The sequence below is a fragment of the Type-D symbiont of Plautia stali genome (genome assembly GCF_001485335.1).
GTDB classification, from domain to species: Bacteria; Pseudomonadota; Gammaproteobacteria; order Enterobacterales; family Enterobacteriaceae; genus Pantoea; species Pantoea vagans_C.
The window spans coordinates 49338-65953 of the sequence record NZ_BBOC01000002.1; the positions used below are offsets into that span (position 1 = coordinate 49338).

A 16616-nucleotide genomic window follows, 5' to 3' on the forward strand; every position below is an offset into this window, starting at 1 on the left:
CGCCTTGTTCAGGTAACGAAGCATGAATGCATATTCCCGTTTGATGGATGGGCTCTATCTGTTGTGCATGGGCATCGCTGCGGTAGCGCTGTTAATCATGGTCGCAGTGATTCCCATTGGTATCTTCGCGCGCTATGTGCTGAACGGTGCCCTCTCATGGCCGGAGCCGGTCGCTATCGTCTGTATGATCATCTTTACCTTTATTGGCGCGCCCGTTGGGCTGCGGGCTGGCACACACATTTGTGTCTCGATGGTGACCGATCGCCTTTCCGAAACAGGCCAAAAATGGGCGCAACGGCTATGTAACCTGCTGCTAATTGCGGTGTGCTTAATCCTGCTGCAGGCCAGCTACAGCTTGTGCGATGCCATGTGGATTCAACCGCTGGCGGCCTTGCCTGCTGTGACGTATGGAGAGATGTATCTGCCCATTCCCATCGGCGCGCTGTTTACCTTGCTGTTTGTGATCGAGCGAATACTAAATGGCGACCAAAGTCAGCGTCCGCTGGTAACGATGGGCGGTACACACTAAATTCGGAGCACTAAAATGGATGCTTATATTCTGGTTGGTAGTTTGGTGTTGCTGTTGTTGGTCGGCTTTCCGGTAGCTTTTGCCGTGGGCTTTGCCGCCTTTATTGGCGCCTGGTGGATCGATTTGCCACTGGAAGCCGTGGTGATTCAAATCACCAACGGAGTCAATAAATTTTCACTTCTCACCATTCCGTTCTTCATTTTAGCCGGGGCGATCATGGCTGAAGGAGGGATTGCCCGACGCCTGGTCAACTTTGCCTATATCTTCGTGGGTTTTATCCGCGGAGGATTGTCGTTGGTGAACATCGTAGCATCGACATTTTTTGGCGCGATTTCAGGATCGTCAGTGGCCGATACCGCCTCGATCGGATCGGTGATGATTCCGCAAATGGAGCAAAAAGGTTACCCGAGGGACTTTGCGGCCGCCGTGACCGCCAGCGGTTCGGTGCAGGCAGTATTAACGCCGCCAAGCCATAACTCCGTTATCTATTCGCTGGCCACCGGTGGCGTGGTCACCATATCCTCATTGTTTGTCGCGGGCATTATCCCAGGGCTGATGCTGGGATTCTGTCTGATGGTGATGTGCCTGGCGTTCGCACGCAAGCGTGGTTATCCCAAAGGTGAAGCGATTCCATTGCGTCAGGCAGTGAAAATCTTCTTCGATGCGTTCTGGGGACTCTTTACCATCGTCATTATTTTGGGAGGCATTCTTTCCGGCATTTTTACCGCTTCAGAATCGGCTGCGATAGCCTGCCTGTGGGCGTTTTTTGTCACCATGTTTATTTATCGCGACTTCAAATGGACTCAGCTGCATATTCTGGTGTTTCGCACCATCAAAACCGTCACTATTGTGATGGTTTTGATTGCCTTTGCGGCGGGCTTTGGCGCCGTGATGACCTTTATGCAACTGCCGACCATGATCACCGATGCCTTCACCAGCATCTCTGATAATAAATACGTCATTCTGATGTGCATCAACCTGTTGCTGCTGGTCATCGGCACTTTGATGGACATGGCCCCTATTATTCTGATTTTAACGCCTGTTTTGCTGCCCGTTGCCACCAGCCTGGGTATCGATCCCGTACACTTTGGCATGATTATGATGACCAACCTGGGTATCGGCCTGATCACCCCGCCGGTAGGTACCGTGCTGTTCGTTGCCAGCGCCGTCAGTAAACAAAAAATTGAGCAAGTAGTAACAGCCATGCTGCCCTTCTATGTCACGCTGTTTTTCATTCTGATGCTAATCACCTATGTGCCCGCACTCTCGCTTTGGTTGCCACATGTCATGGGTGTGATGTAGCGCGAAATCGCAGGGACGCGCTTTTGCCCGGCCAATTCATCGACTGACTCTGATAATCCACAATCAGGGTCAACCCACTGAGACATTTCGTGGTAACGTGGATGTTTTGCGGTAAGTGTCAGGAAAGGCAGTGATGGCAACGAATAAAATTGATACCACGCTGGTCAGCGCGGGACGCAGCAAACGTTACACTCAGGGCTCAGTTAACAGCGTGATTCAACGCGCCTCGTCACTGGTTTTTGACACCGTTGCTGACAAAAAACGTGCGACTGCAGGTCGTGCATCCGGTGAGCTTTTTTATGGCCGTCGCGGCACGCTCACCCACTTCTCGTTCCAGGACGCCATGACGGAACTGGAGGGCGGCGCAGGCTGCGCGCTTTATCCTTGCGGTGCAGCGGCGGTGTCAAACGCGATTCTTTCTTTTGTTGAAGCAGGCGATCACATTCTGGTCAGCGGCGCGGTGTATGAACCCACGCAGGATTTCTGCTCAAAAATCCTCAGTAAGCTGAACGTCTCCACCACCTATTTTGATCACTGCATTGGCAGCGAAATCGGTGAATTAGTCCAGCCGAATACGCGCGTGGTATTCCTTGAGTCGCCCGCGTCCATCACCATGGAAGTGCAGGATATCCCAGCCATCGTGGCGGCGGTGCGGGCTAAAGCGCCAGACGCAATCATCATGATCGATAATACCTGGGCGGCGGGCGTCTTGTTTAACGCAATGGAGCATGGCATCGATATCTCTATCCAGGCGGGCACCAAATACATTATTGGCCACAGCGATGCGATGATCGGCACCGCCGTTGCCAATGAACGTTGCTGGCCTCAGCTGCGTGAGAATTCGTACCTGATGGGTCAGATGGTGGATGCCGATACCGCCTATATGGCCAGCCGCGGATTGCGCACGCTGGGTACGCGCCTGCGCCAGCATGAAGAGAGCGGTTTGCAGGTGGCAGAATGGCTGGCTGCACAGCCAGAAGTGGCACGCGTGAATCACCCTGCGTTAGCGCAATGCAAAGGGCATGAGTTCTGGCAGCGTGATTTCAACGGTAGCAGCGGACTCTTCTCTTTTATCCTGCATGAAAAGCTGAGCCGCGAGCAGTTGGCAAATTATCTCGACCATTTCCACCACTTCAGCATGGCCTATTCCTGGGGCGGTTATGAATCATTGATACTAGCCAACCAACCGGAAGAACTGGCAGAAATTCGCCCAGTGGGCGGCGTGGACTTCACCGGAACGCTGGTGCGGTTGCACATTGGTCTTGAGCATGTCGATGACCTGTTAGATGACCTGAAAGCCGGCTTTGCCCGTTTAAAGCAGTAAAAAATAAACAAAACCTAAACCGTTCTGGGTGGCATAGGTGAGATCAACGAATACGATGCCACAGAACGTTAAAATAGAATCCTTGTGACTCGATGGGATAGCAGATGGGTGTTTTACATGAGATTGTCCACGCGCTCTGGCATCAGGATTTTGCCGCGCTGGCCAATCCAGATGTCGTGTGGGTTGTCTATGGCGTGATGTTTTTGACGCTGTTTCTGGAAAACGGTTTGTTGCCGGCCTCTTTTTTGCCGGGCGACAGCCTGCTGCTGCTCGCGGGGGCCATGATTGCCAAAGGTGTGATGGATTTCGTGCCGACCATGCTGATCCTGACCACCGCCGCCAGCCTCGGTTGCTGGCTGAGCTATCTGCAAGGCCGTTGGCTCGGGAATACCCGTTTGGTGAAAAGCTGGTTGATGCACCTTCCCGCGCAATACCACCAGCGGGCGTGGAACCTGTTTAACCGTCATGGATTGATGGCGCTGCTGGTCGGTCGTTTCCTGGCGTTTGTACGCACCTTGCTGCCAACCATGGCGGGCATCTCTGGCTTGCAGAATGGTCGCTTCCAGCTGTTCAACTGGCTGAGCGGCGCATTGTGGGTCGGCATTGTGGTAGCAATGGGTTATGGCATCAGTCAGGTGCCGTTTATCAAGCGCCACGAAGACCAGGTGATGGCCGTGCTAATGGTGCTGCCAATGGTACTGCTGTGTGTTGGGCTGGCTGGCAGCATTGTGGTGATTTGGAAAAAGCGACGCCAGAAAGTATCTTGATGCTCCACCACTCCATAGGGGCGCAATTTATTGCGCGTGTTTAGAATCACGCGCGATGAATCACGCCGCTACGGTTATGTTGCAGATGGGCGGCAACGGGCGGCCAAAAGACCGCACCCTACAGACCGTACCGACAGAACCTTGACGTTCAAGGCGAGTGAAACGAGTTTATGCGGCGTCAAACGGTAACGTGAGACGCACGCGGCTGGCCTCTTCTCCCGGCGTTACGCCGAAATAGCGTTTAAACTCCCGCGAAAACTGCGAAGGGCTCTCGTAACCCACGCGCACCGCTGCCGCACTGGCTTTCATGCCATCCTGCAACATCATTAATCGCGCCTGATGCAGGCGATAGCGCTTCAGGTATTGCAGCGGCGAGGTTTGCGTTACCGCTTTAAAGTTGTGATGAAATGCCGACACGCTCATGTTGACTTCCGCCGCCAGCATTTCGACGCTCAGGCTTTCTGAGAAATGGTTTTCGATGCGGCGCAACGCGCGCGCAATCTGACTGAACTGTGTCTGACGATTCACCAGCGACAGCAGTGCGCCGCCAATCGGCCCGGTTAGCACATAGTAAATAATCTCACGCACCAGCTGCGGACCCAACACACGCGCGTCACGCGGTTTGTTCATCACATCCAGCAAGCGTTCGGCTGCACAGAGCATCTCCTCGCTCATAAAAGCCGAATGGATGCCCGAGGTATGCAGCTGCGGCTGAAACTGCTCATCATCGCCAATATCCATCAGCAGATCCTGCAGACTGGCCGTATCCACGCTCAGACACATGCCCGCCAGCGGCTCTTCTAACGTTGCTTCGGTTTCACACTCCACCGGCAACGGTACGGTCAGCATCAGATATTTGGTGGCATCGTAGTGGAACACCGTGCTGCCGAGATAGCCGGTTTTACGTCCCTGGAACAGAATCACAATGCCGGGTTGGTACATCATCGGCGTGCGCGGCAGCGTTTCACAGGCATAGATCAGCTTGACGTTATCCACCGCGCACAACGGTTGCCGGGCATCATTCATTAACGCAATCACTCGCTGCGCCAGCTGGCGGCAAAGGGCATCATTCGGCATGGTTTTCTCTCTGGCAGCAAAAATCCAGTGTGCCGCAATGCTGCTTAAAGCTCCACCACTCTGGAGAATCAGGCAAGATTCTGGCAGAAATGACCAGGGCAAAACGGCGGTTTGATTGCCACAATGATCTCCTCGGTTAAGTTTGTTGACTAGACTTAACCACAGCGCTTTTAACGGTAAGTCACTGCGACAGATAAGGAGCAACTATGGCAGAGCAACCCATTATTAAACTGCACGACGGCAATATGATGCCTCAGCTTGGACTCGGCGTATGGCAGGCTAGCATTGAGGATGCCCGCAATGCGATTGTGGAAGCGTTAAAAGTGGGTTATCGCTCCATCGATACCGCCGCTATTTACAAAAACGAGGAAGCAGTCGGGCAGGCGCTGCAGGATACCGACGTGGCGCGTGAAGATATTTTCATTACCACCAAGTTGTGGAATGACGACCAGCAAAACTGGCAGGCGGCGATGGAAACCAGCCTAAAGAAATTGCAGCTGGAGAGCGTCGACCTCTACCTGATGCACTGGCCGTGCCCAGAGAAAGATCACTATGTTGAAGCCTGGAAAGGCTTAATTGAGCTGCAAAAACAGGGCTTAACCAAAAGTATCGGCGTCTGTAATTTCCACGAAGCACACCTCAAACGTTTGATCGATGAGACCGGGGTTTCACCGGTGGTGAATCAGATTGAACTACACCCGATGCTGCAACAGCGCACCCTGCATGCCTGGGATGCAATGCATCACATTCAGACAGAATCCTGGAGTCCGTTGGCGCAAGGCGGTAAAGGCGTGTTCGATCAGGAGATCATCCGCGATTTAGCCAAAAAGTATGGCAAGACCCCGGCGCAGATCGTGATTCGCTGGCATCTGGATAGCGGACTGGTAGTGATCCCTAAATCCGTTACGCCAGAACGCATTCGCGAAAACTTCCAGGTGTTTGATTTCAGGTTGGAAAAAACGGAGATCAGCGAGATTACCAAGCTGGATAGCGGCAATCGTTTGGGGCCAGACCCGGAGAAGTTTAACGGGTAGGATTATGTGGCTCAGTAGCGGTCGCCATGAATGGCGACCCTACGCGTTTGTCGCGGGATTGTAGCGTGCGCATTGATGCGCACTTTTACTTTAAGGAACTGAGTTCACCTGCAACTGCCCTGCCGTACCGCGATCCGCTAACTCCAGCGTCTGGCTGTAGTAGACAAACGGGAAGTGATCCGACGAACTCTGCGGGAAGCTCACCAACAGCTCCACGTCGCCATCAACCCAGACGGTATCTTTCCAGCCACGATCCTCGCCCATCGGTTGCGCGCCGTTGACGTTCTTAATCAATAACATCACACCCTGAATATGCAGCGACTGCGGACGATCGGCGTGGATAATCCAGCGTTCAAAGGTGCCCTGCTGCACGGTGGTATCGATGCGGCTCATATCCCACAGCGCGCCATTAATGCCCGGCGCACTGTCTCCGATGCGGAATTCACGCGTGCGCACCGCGACGCCATCCAGAATCTGATCCGCCAGTAGACGCATCGGCAGATTATCGGTAACCAACGGCAGTAAGCCCGTTGGGCGCAGGCTCAGCACCAGGGTGTTTGCCAGGATGGACGAGGGTTCAAACAGACCGCGCAGGCGATCCATCAGACCGGCGGCGGTACCTGCAGTAATCGACACTTCATCGCCTTGCGACATATCTACCAGCACTTCACGGCGTTCACCCGGTGCCAGTGACAGCGTCTGCACCGCCACCGGAGCGGCGAGGAAGCCTTGATCGCTGGCGATCACCGTGAACGGGCGGTTGTCCGAGAAGCTCAGATCGAACCGGCGCGCGTTGGACGCATTCAGCAAGCGCAAGCGTACCCAGCCGCGAGAAACCTCGATGTACGGGTTCTGTACGCCATTCACCAGCAGGGTGTCGCCGAGGAAACCGCCGTCTGAAGGGGGGTTGTAAACCGGTGTGGCGAAGTTATCCAGACGCTTATCCTGAATAATCAGCGGGAAATCATCGACGCCATAGTGCTTAGGCAACGGCAGCGCTTTGCTGACGTCATCTTCAATCAGCCACATGCCGGCCAGGCCGTTGTAAACATGCGGCGCCATGCGATTTGGCGTATTGGCGTGATACCACAGTGTGGCAGCGCCCTGGCGAATCGGCAGCACTGGCGCCCAGTCTACGCCCGCAGACATCAAACGCGGCGCACCGCCCATTAACGCACCTGGCACTTGCAGCCCGCTGACGGTCATCGCCACCGGTTCGTTGAGGCGGTTACTGTAAATCAGCTTCACATCATCGCCGCTGTACACGCGCACAGTGGGGCCGAGGTACATGCCATTAATACCCCATACCGGCACCTTGTTGCTGTTTCCGCTGAACGACCAATGGCTGCGTTGCAACGTCAAAAACAGCGGCTGACCACGACGCGATTCGATCAATGGTGGAATCGGAAGCGGCACATCGCCTGGCGGTGCCGCAGCATGGGCAGCATAAGGCATGCTGCCTGAAGCCAGCGCAACGCCGGCGGAAAGCTGAATAAACTGACGTCTGCTGCAAGACATAAAACTTCAGACCTTTTGAGCGGGGCGTGAAGACGCCGTGTCCATGTTGTTTTTGTTAGTGGGTTATTGCTGTGATGAGCATGGGGCAGCGGTACTGCCCCAGGTTGGCTAGATTTTACCGTTTTTTTCGCGTTCGGCGACTTCGGCGTTCAATTCTTCCAGCTTAGCAGACATTAATTCGCGACAATGGGTCGCTAACTTGCGTACTGAAGTGGTTTCAAACTGTTTGGTATCGACAGGTGGCAGCATTTCAACAATCACCAGACCGTTGTTCCAGCGGTTGAGTTTCACTTTGTCGTGGGTGTTAGACACCACCACCGGGATGATCGGCACACCAGCGGCCACTGCAGCATGGAAAGCGCCGGTTTTGAACGGCAGCAGACCGCGACCACGGCTGCGCGTGCCTTCCGGGAACATCCAGAAGGAGATTTTCTTTTTGTTGAACTGCGCCACCAGCTCACCGATGGTACCGTGTGCTTTGGCGCGGTTGTCGCGATCAATCAACAGATTGCCGGTTAACCAGTAAAGCTGGCCAAAGAACGGGATCCACAGCAGGCTCTTTTTACCCACGGTAACCGTGGTAGGCTGCACGATCTTCGCTGCGGTGATCATGTCGTAGTTGTTCTGATGGTTAGCGATATAAATCGCGTTGCCGTAACTCTCCGCATCGGCCGGTTTACGCAACTCCACTTTGACGCCAAACACGGTCGACAGGCGACCCAGCATATGACCAAACGTCGCGACGTGACGCGGATTACGCGGTGAAAACAGACACCAGATACTGCCGAAGATACAGACCAAAATCGAATAAACGATAACAATAATCGTACGTAAAATTAGTAACATAGCTTCCTCAAAGTTGGCATTCCATCGCCTGGTCAGTATTATTCTTCGCTACTCGCGTCACTCTTTGGGCGCGCAGGCGCATTCACTTCCACGCTATCAATACGCTGCAAGCCACGCGACACACTACCGCGACGGCCACGATCGGCACGCACCTTCTGTAGGTCTTCATCACGCATAATTAACTTGCGCTTGCCAACATGGATGGTGATGGAACTGCCCGGAGGCAGAATCAGCAACCATTGCAGTTTATCCAGGCCCGCTGCGGCATCTGCGGATGGAATCGAGATAATTTTATTGCCTTTGCCTTTCGACATTTGTGGCAAATCGCCCACCGGGAACATCAACATACGGCCAGCCTGGGTAATCGCCAGCAGCATGTCATCGCCCGAATGCACCGCCATTGGCGTCATCACTTTGGCGTTATCTGGCAACGTCAGCAGCGCTTTACCCGCACGGTTACGTGAAATCAAATCCGCGAAGGTACAGATAAAGCCGTAACCGGCATCCGAAGCCATCAGCAGTTTTTGATCGTCTGGCTCCATCAGCACCTGTTCAAATGCCGCGCCCGGTGGTGGCGTGAGCTTACCGGTTAACGGCTCGCCCTGCCCGCGTGCGGACGGCAATGAAGTCGGATCCAGCGTGTAGCTGCGTCCAGTGGAGTCGATAAACGCCACCGGCTGGTTACTCTTACCGCGTGCTGCGGCCAGGTAGCTGTCACCGGCTTTGTAGCTCAAGCCTGCCGCATCGATATCATGGCCTTTGGCGCTGCGCACCCAGCCCATTTGTGACAGTACGATGGTCACCGGCTCGGCGCTTACCAGCTCGTTTTCGCTCAATGCCTTGGCTTCTTCACGCTCATGCAATGGCGAACGACGATCGTCGCCATAGGTTTGGCTGTCAGCCAGCAACTCTTTCTTCAGCAGGTTACTCATCTTGCGTTCGGATGCCAGAATCGCCTGCAGCTGATCACGCTCTTTTTCCAGTTCCGCTTGCTCACCACGAATTTTCATCTCTTCCAGTTTGGCGAGATGGCGCAGTTTTAATTCCAGGATCGATTCGGCCTGGGTGTCGGTCAGCTCAAAGCGCGACATCAAGACTTGCTTCGGCTCGTCCTCTGTGCGAATGATGTGGATGACTTCATCGATATTGAGGAACGCGACCAACAAGCCTTCCAAAATATGCAGGCGACGCAATACGCGATCCAGGCGGTAATTCAGGCGGCGCGTCACGGTATCACGGCGATACACCAGCCACTCAGACAGAATTTCCAGCAGGTTTTTCACCGCCGGGCGGTTATCCAGCCCGATCATATTCAGATTAACGCGATAGCTTTTTTCCAGATCGGTGGTGGCAAACAGGTGGTTCATCACCTGCTCCAGATCAACACGATTGGAACGCGGCACGATGACCAGACGCGTTGGGTTCTCGTGATCGGATTCATCACGCAGGTCTTCTACCATCGGCAGCTTTTTGTTACGCATCTGCGCAGCAATCTGCTCCAGCACGCGTGCACCGGATACCTGGTGCGGCAGTGCGGTGATCACCACATCGCCATCTTCCTTTTTCCACACCGCGCGCTGGCGAATCGATCCGCGACCGTTCTGGTAAATCTTACGAATTTCGTCGCGTGGCGTGATGATCTCCGCTTCGGTCGGATAATCCGGGCCTTGCACAATATCCAGCAGCTCATCAAGCGTGGTATTGGGTTTATCAATCAGGCGCACGGCGGCTTCCGCCACTTCCCGCAGGTTGTGCGGAGGAATGTCAGTGGCCATGCCCACCGCGATGCCGGTGGTGCCGTTGAGCAGGATGTTCGGCAGACGCGCCGGCAACATTTTCGGCTCCTGCATGGTGCCATCGAAGTTGGGAATGTAATCGACCGTTCCCTGCCCCAGTTCACCCAGCAGGACTTCCGCATATTTCGACAGACGCGATTCGGTGTAACGCATCGCGGCGAAGGATTTGGGGTCATCCGGTGCGCCCCAGTTGCCTTGCCCGTCCACCAGCGGATAACGATAGGAGAAGGGCTGCGCCATCAACACCATCGCTTCATAGCAGGCGCTGTCGCCGTGCGGATGGTATTTACCTAATACGTCACCCACGGTACGCGCCGATTTCTTGAATTTGGCACTCGCGTTGAGGCCCAACTCTGACATCGCATACACGATACGGCGCTGCACTGGCTTGAGGCCATCACCGATATACGGCAGTGCGCGGTCCATGATCACGTACATGGAGTAATTCAGGTACGCGTTTTCCGTAAACTTGTGCAGGGCAAGACGCTCTGCACCATCCTGCGTCAATTCGCTCATTAAGCTCGCATCCTCACTTCGTGGCCCGCAACGGCGGGACATCCGGCGGTCATTTGGCGAGGATAGTACCTTATTCGTGCGAGTTAGTCACAGGGAAGCCAGTGGTGGAGAAGAGAAACCTGTGAGTTTAAATAACGTGACATTGGTTAGAAAAATAAAAAGGAATGAGAGCAGCATCACAATTAATATCCGTAATAAATTGTGAGCAGGATCGCAATTAAATATCTCACATGAGAAGCGTATTAATACTGTCCGCATCCATGGACAACATTTAGTATTGTTGCTTACGCCATCCTTTTCTAAATTTACACTCAACAAAAAAAATTTTTTGCGCTCCTGATTTCTGGCACCAAATAAATATATCGAGGAAATAATCTTAAAAACGATTAGCCAAAATAAAGGGTGACCGAATGCAAATACTGACTTCGCGACAACACCGTTTAGTCAAAATGCTGTTGCAACACGCTGCACCGCAGCCGACCAAAGCGTTAGCTTTACAACTTGGCGTGTCAGAGAAAACCATTCAACGCGATTTGCAGTGGCTGGAGAGCTGGCTAAGTGGATGGTCAATGGTGCTGGAAAAGACGCCGGGACGCGGCGTACGTCTGCGGGTTGATGACATTCAGCAACGCTTGCAGCTGGAGCAGCAGTTAAACGGCGATGAGAGCAGCGCCGATGCGCTGGGGCAAAACAGCCGCAGAGTGAAGATTGCCTCACAGCTGTTGAGCGATGCGCCACGCGCCACCTCCATCAGCAAGCTGTCAGAGCGCTATTTTATCAGCCACGCTTCGATCGTGAATGATCTGAAAGTGATCGAGGAGTGGCTGCAACCTTTGGGGCTAACGCTGCAGCGCGGGCCTGGCGGTACGCACATCGAAGGGGATGAACACACGCTGCGTCAGGCAATGGTGTCACTGATTAATGACGTGATGCAGCAAAATGTCGCCGGAACGCCGCTGCTACCCCGGCTCGATCCCGGTAGCCAGCAAGCGTTGGTGCATTATTTTGGCGATGAGGATGTGGCTTTTGTGCAGGCGCTGCTACAGCAGATGGAGCAGCAGCTGAGTTACCCACTGGGCGATGCCTGGTACCTGAATCTCTGCACGCATATTCTGATCATGATGCATCGTATGGCGCAGGGCAACGCGCTCGCCCTTGCTACCTCAACCACCGCGCAGGATCTCGACCAGCGCATCCTGATTATCGCGCAGCAGATGGTGGTGCAGATTGAGCAGCGGATGTGCTGCGCGCTGCCTAAAGATGAAGTCGGATTTATTTATCAATATATCGTTTCATCCGGCATTGTGGTGGAAGAGCGTGGGGATAATGCCCCGGTGCATAATCAGTTTTCCACCGCAGAGTCCGTAAAAATAACCTGTGAATTAATTGATCGGTTTTCCGCTTTTATTCAGCAAGATTTAGCACAGGACCGGTTATTATTCGACGGACTGCTGGTACATATAAAGCCATTATTAAATCGACTCAAATATCATATTCACATTCGTAATCCCCTGCTGGAGGATATTCAGCAGGAAATGAAGGGAATATTTTCCCTGACCCAACAGGCGATGCAATTAACCGCCCGGACGCATGCCCTTTCGCCCGTGGCAGATGATGAAATCGGCTACCTCTGCGTACATTTCCAGGCAGCGCTGGAGCGGCAAATTGCCCATAAACGCATTCTGGTGGTGTGCTCCAGCGGCGTGGGGACCTCTCATCTACTGAAAAGCCGTATTTTGCGTGCCTTCCCAGACTGGGAAATTGCCGGCGTGGTCTCTGCCAGTAATCACGCGGCGTTTTGCCAGAACCAAACGGTGGATTTAGTGATTACCACGATTCATCTCGACGCCGGCGCGATTCCGGCGGTGTATGTCAGTGCATTTTTTAACGATGACGATATTCGGCGAGTGACTGACGCCATGATTGGCAGCCAGCTGCCGGACGGCGCGCCCTGCGCCTTGGCTGAACATTAATTGAATGAGGTAGCACCCATGGATATTTCCCGCATTCTCACGCCACGCCGCGTTAATCTGGCGCTGACCGCGACCACTAAAGAAGAGGTGATTAATGAACTCACCGATTTGTTGTATCAGGACGGTGCCATCACCGATCGTGCAGCCTTTATTGAAGACGTCTGGCTGCGTGAGGCCGAAGGGTCGACCGGTTTTGAAAACCACGTCGCCATTCCGCACGGCAAATCTTCTGCGGTTCTCCACACCACGCTCGCCATTGGTCGTACCCAACAGGATATCCCGTGGGAAACGCTTGATGGCAGCCAGGTGCGCTGCATCATCCTGTTCGCTGTGCGACTGGAAGATCAGAACACCACCCATATTCGCCTGTTGTCGCAGGTGGCCAGCGCGCTGGCCGATGATGAGGTGATAGCCCAATTGCTGGTGGAAAACGACCCCAGCAATATCATCCGGCTGTTTAGTCAGTACGCCGAAACCGACCTCTGTTAACACCCAACTCTCTGAGGTGACACATGAATATTGTCTGTGTAGCGGCCTGCACGGCAGGCATCGCGCATACCTATATTGCGCGCGAAAAACTGATTAAAGGGGCTCACGCGCTGGGCCACACCATCCACGTCGAAACCCAAGGCACCATTGGTACTGAAACGGCGCTGACGCGTGAAGACATTGACGCCGCTGATGTGGTGATCCTCGCCATTGACGTGAAGATCAAAGGCGAAGAACGCTTCCAGGGCAAACCCATCGTACGAGTGAAAACCGAAGTGGTGATTAAGTCACCGGTGAAATTCCTCGAAAAAGTGGCGGATTCACTGGCGCGTGCCTGAGGAGATCCACCATGAACGAGAACAAACGTCAGTATGGCCAGGAGATCAAAGGCCACTTGCTCACCGGGATTTCGTGGATGATCCCGCTGATCGTCGCCGCCGGGATCTGTATCGCGCTCGGCCAGGTGATCGGCGGCCCGGATGTTGGTAAGCATCCTGGCACTATCGCCTGGATGTTGAACCAGATCGGCGGCTGGGGCATGGGGCTGATCGTGCCGTTGATCAGTGCGGCGATCGCCTACTCAATTGCCGATCGACCCGGCTTTGCACCCGGTTTAATTGTCGGCTTTATTTGCGGCCAGATTGGTACGGGTTTTATCGGCGGTATGCTGGGCGGCTTCCTCGTCGGTTACACCGTGCTGCTGCTGCGCCGCACGATCAAGCTGCCGCAGTCGATGCAGGGGTTGATGCCGATTATGGTGCTGCCGGTGCTGAGCACCATCATCGCCGGGTTGTTGATGATGACCTTTATCGGTCAGCCGATTGTCTGGCTACAGAAGGCGCTGATTCACTTGCTGGAATCCATGCAGGGCGGATCAAAATTTGTGCTGGGCGCGGTATTGGGCGCGATGGCGACCTTTGACTTCGGCGGCCCCATCAATAAAACCATGTCGCTGTTCGCCGACGGCATGTTGGTTGATGGCATCTACGGCCCGGAAGCGGTGAAGTTTGTCGGCTCGATGATCCCACCGTTTGGTATCACGCTGTCGTATCTGCTGACACGTCATAAGTACACCAAAGCGGAAAAAGAGGCGTTGAAGGCCGCCTTCCCGATGGGCATCTGCATGATTACCGAAGGCGTGATCCCGATTGCTGCACGTGACCTGCTGCGCGTGGTCGCCAGCTGTGTGGTGGCCTCTGCCATCGCCGGGGGCCTGATCATGGTGTGGGGCGTAGAAGCGCCAGTGCCGCACGGTGGGATGTTTGTGGTGCCACTGTTCACCAAACCCCTGATGTTCTGTCTGGCACTGGGTATCGGTACGGCTGTGTGTGGCGTGATGCTGTCGCTGATGAAAAAACCGGTGACGCAGGCCGATGAAGAGTTCGATGACGTGGAAGCCCCCGGCGTCCGCGATGAAGAGATCAAATTCACACTGGAATAAGGAGCCACCATGTTTGCCATGATGAATGACCTGATTCAGGCCGCCGCCAAACAGCAGTACGCAGTCCTGGCGATCAACTGCTTTAACCTTGAAACCGCACGTGCGGCGATTCTAGCCGCGGAACAGCAGCGCGCCCCGCTGATCCTCAATGTGTATCAGGGGCACAGTACGCATTTTCCACCCGCAGTGGCCGTGCCATTAGTACAGGCGCTGGCCGGTGCCGCAACCGTGCCGGTGGCGCTGGCACTGGATCACGGCAAAGCCTTCCCTCTGATCGGCCAGGCGTTTCGCGCCGGGTTTACCGGGCTGATGATCGATGCCTCTGCCGATCCGCTGGCTGAGAACATTCGCCAGACTGCGGCAGTGGTGAAGATGGCGCACACGGCGGGCGTCTGTGTTGAAGGTGAGTTGGGCCACATTGCGGATGCACCCACTTACGAGCTGGCGGATGCCTCGGTGAAGATGACGCAGGTTGCGGATGTGCTGCCGTTTATCGAGCAGACCGAGATTGATTTGCTGGCAATTTCCGTCGGCACCGCGCATGGCCTTTATCCTGCCGGAGTGAAGCCGAAGATCGATTTCCAGCGTTTGCAGGAGCTGCATGCGGTTTCCACACGCCCCTTGGCGCTGCACGGCGGATCGGGTACGCCGGCCGAAGATATTCGCCGTGTCAGTCAATATGGCGTGGCCAAAATTAACGTGGGCGCGGCGGTATTTGATGCCGGTAAAAATGCCGTTGAACAGGCGCTCAAGCAGCATCCACACGCGGAGCTGGCCGATTTGCTCGGGCTAATGGAATCAGCCTGCCGCGAGGTGGTGATTGAGTATTTGAGCTGGTCGGGATCGGCTGGCAAGGCGTAATACGCGCGTCTGGTCGCCATAAATGGCGACCCTACAGGGTAATGACTCTGCCCGTAGGGTGCGCATATGCGCACCGGTTAAACAGGCGCACGTCATTAACGCAGTGAGACGCATCAAAATTTAAATACCACTTTTCTATATCCATCATCGGGTCGGCGCGCGCGTCGGCTCTGGTAAAACTCACGTTAAGGAAATATTAACATGTTGATTTCAATGAAAGAAATGTTGTCACCGGCTCGTGAACATCGCTTTGCTATTGGCGCATTCAACGTGGCAGACAGCTGCTTTATCCGCGCAGTGGTAGAAGAAGCCGAAGCCACTAACACCCCGGCAATCATCTCGATTCACCCAAGCGAGCTGGAGTTTGTCACCGATGAATTCTTTGGCTATGTGCGTGAACGCACGTTGAAAAGCCGCGTGCCCTTCACTATCCACCTCGACCACGGCGCATCGATTGCCCAGGTGCTGCGGGCAATCCAATGCGGCTTCACCTCCGTGATGATTGATGGCTCATTGCTGCCTTATGAAGAGAACGTGGCGCTGACCAAAGAGGTAGTGAAACTGGCGCACTCGGTGGGGGTTTCGGTGGAAGGTGAACTCGGCACCATTGGCGATACCGGTACCACGGTGGAGGGCGGCGTAAGTAAAGTGATCTACACCGAACCGGCGCAGGCAGAAGATTTTGTGCAGCGCACCGGCGTCGATACGCTGGCGGTGGCCATCGGTACCGCGCACGGTATCTATCCGAAAGACATGAAGCCAGAGTTGCAGATGCATATCCTGAAAGATATTTCGCAGCGTGTGACCATTCCACTGGTGTTGCATGGCGGTTCAGCCAACCCGGATGCAGAGATTGCCGAAGCGGTGACGCTGGGCGTGGGTAAAATCAATATCTCCAGCGATATGAAATACGCTTACTTCGCCAAACTGCGTGAGATTCTGGCGCGCGAAACCTGGTGGGATCCCAACATGATTTACCCGGACGCGATTGCTGCCGCCAAAGCGGTGATTCGCTACAAGATGAATCTGTTTGGTGGCTTGGGGAAAGCGGGGCTGTATCGTTAAATGTCCTGGTGCGCATAAATGCGCACCCTACATTTATGGTCGCGATTTCTGGCATAGTGCTCGCCAGTTTAGCGCTTT

General features: G+C 54.5%; 15 protein-coding genes. 11 read left to right on the top strand and 4 right to left on the bottom strand.

What is annotated here, in order from left to right:
- Positions 1-22: 22 nt before the first annotated feature.
- The 4 genes from PSSD_RS00970 to PSSD_RS00985 all read left to right on the top strand — a co-directional run bounded on the left by PSSD_RS00970 (position 23) and on the right by PSSD_RS00985 (position 3922).
- Positions 23-529 (top strand): TRAP transporter small permease, encoded by a 507-nt coding sequence (locus PSSD_RS00970; protein WP_058968769.1) that lies wholly within the window; start codon positions 23-25, stop codon positions 527-529.
- Positions 530-544: 15 nt separating this feature from the next.
- The gene (locus tag PSSD_RS00975; protein WP_058968772.1) at positions 545-1831 is read left to right on the top strand and encodes a TRAP transporter large permease; all 1287 of its coding nucleotides are present in this window, start codon (positions 545-547) and stop codon (positions 1829-1831) included.
- 133 nt (positions 1832-1964) lie between these two features.
- Complete coding sequence (gene metC, locus PSSD_RS00980; RefSeq protein ID WP_058968775.1) at positions 1965-3155, top strand: cystathionine beta-lyase; 1191 nt, start codon at positions 1965-1967, stop codon at positions 3153-3155.
- Between the two features lie 104 nt (positions 3156-3259).
- Positions 3260-3922: a DedA family protein gene (locus PSSD_RS00985; RefSeq protein ID WP_058968779.1), complete on the top strand. Its 663-nt coding sequence runs from the start codon at positions 3260-3262 to the stop codon at positions 3920-3922.
- A gap of 168 nt (positions 3923-4090) precedes the next feature.
- On the opposite strand, the gene PSSD_RS00990 is transcribed toward PSSD_RS00985, so the two are convergent.
- Positions 4091-4999 (bottom strand): AraC family transcriptional regulator, encoded by a 909-nt coding sequence (locus PSSD_RS00990; RefSeq protein ID WP_039328611.1) that lies wholly within the window; start codon positions 4997-4999, stop codon positions 4091-4093.
- A 206-nt stretch (positions 5000-5205) separates the two neighbouring features.
- Here PSSD_RS00990 and dkgA point away from each other — a divergent pair, with 206 nt between their 5' ends.
- A complete protein-coding gene (gene dkgA / locus PSSD_RS00995) occupies positions 5206-6033 on the top strand; it encodes a 2,5-didehydrogluconate reductase DkgA (RefSeq protein WP_039328609.1) in 828 nt (275 codons plus the stop codon).
- 90 nt (positions 6034-6123) lie between these two features.
- Here the strand turns inward: dkgA and ftsP are convergent, their stop codons facing one another.
- The 3 genes from ftsP to parC form a co-directional block, all read right to left on the bottom strand.
- A complete protein-coding gene (gene ftsP, locus PSSD_RS01000; protein WP_058968782.1) occupies positions 6124-7551 on the bottom strand; it encodes a cell division protein FtsP in 1428 nt (475 codons plus the stop codon).
- Between the two features lie 108 nt (positions 7552-7659).
- Positions 7660-8397: a 1-acylglycerol-3-phosphate O-acyltransferase gene (locus PSSD_RS01005; RefSeq protein ID WP_039328606.1), complete on the bottom strand. Its 738-nt coding sequence runs from the start codon at positions 8395-8397 to the stop codon at positions 7660-7662.
- A gap of 38 nt (positions 8398-8435) precedes the next feature.
- Positions 8436-10709 (bottom strand): DNA topoisomerase IV subunit A, encoded by a 2274-nt coding sequence (gene parC / locus PSSD_RS01010; RefSeq protein ID WP_039328604.1) that lies wholly within the window; start codon positions 10707-10709, stop codon positions 8436-8438.
- A 410-nt stretch (positions 10710-11119) separates the two neighbouring features.
- On the opposite strand from parC, the gene PSSD_RS01015 reads away from it, so the two are divergent.
- The 6 genes from PSSD_RS01015 to PSSD_RS01040 all read left to right on the top strand — a co-directional run bounded on the left by PSSD_RS01015 (position 11120) and on the right by PSSD_RS01040 (position 16538).
- Positions 11120-12682: a BglG family transcription antiterminator gene (locus PSSD_RS01015; protein WP_039328603.1), complete on the top strand. Its 1563-nt coding sequence runs from the start codon at positions 11120-11122 to the stop codon at positions 12680-12682.
- 18 nt (positions 12683-12700) lie between these two features.
- Positions 12701-13171 carry a PTS sugar transporter subunit IIA gene (locus tag PSSD_RS01020; RefSeq protein ID WP_039328602.1) on the top strand — a complete coding sequence of 157 codons (471 nt, stop codon included), beginning with the start codon at positions 12701-12703 and terminating at the stop codon, positions 13169-13171.
- Between the two features lie 23 nt (positions 13172-13194).
- The gene (locus PSSD_RS01025) at positions 13195-13509 is read left to right on the top strand and encodes a PTS fructose transporter subunit IIB (protein WP_039328600.1); all 315 of its coding nucleotides are present in this window, start codon (positions 13195-13197) and stop codon (positions 13507-13509) included.
- Positions 13510-13520: 11 nt separating this feature from the next.
- Positions 13521-14612 carry a PTS fructose transporter subunit IIC gene (locus tag PSSD_RS01030; RefSeq protein WP_039328598.1) on the top strand — a complete coding sequence of 364 codons (1092 nt, stop codon included), beginning with the start codon at positions 13521-13523 and terminating at the stop codon, positions 14610-14612.
- A gap of 9 nt (positions 14613-14621) precedes the next feature.
- On the top strand, positions 14622-15473 hold the full coding sequence (locus tag PSSD_RS01035) for a class II fructose-bisphosphate aldolase (protein WP_058968785.1): 852 nt from the start codon (positions 14622-14624) through the stop codon (positions 15471-15473).
- A 201-nt stretch (positions 15474-15674) separates the two neighbouring features.
- A complete protein-coding gene (locus tag PSSD_RS01040; protein ID WP_058968789.1) occupies positions 15675-16538 on the top strand; it encodes a ketose-bisphosphate aldolase in 864 nt (287 codons plus the stop codon).
- Positions 16539-16616: the final 78 nt, after the last annotated feature.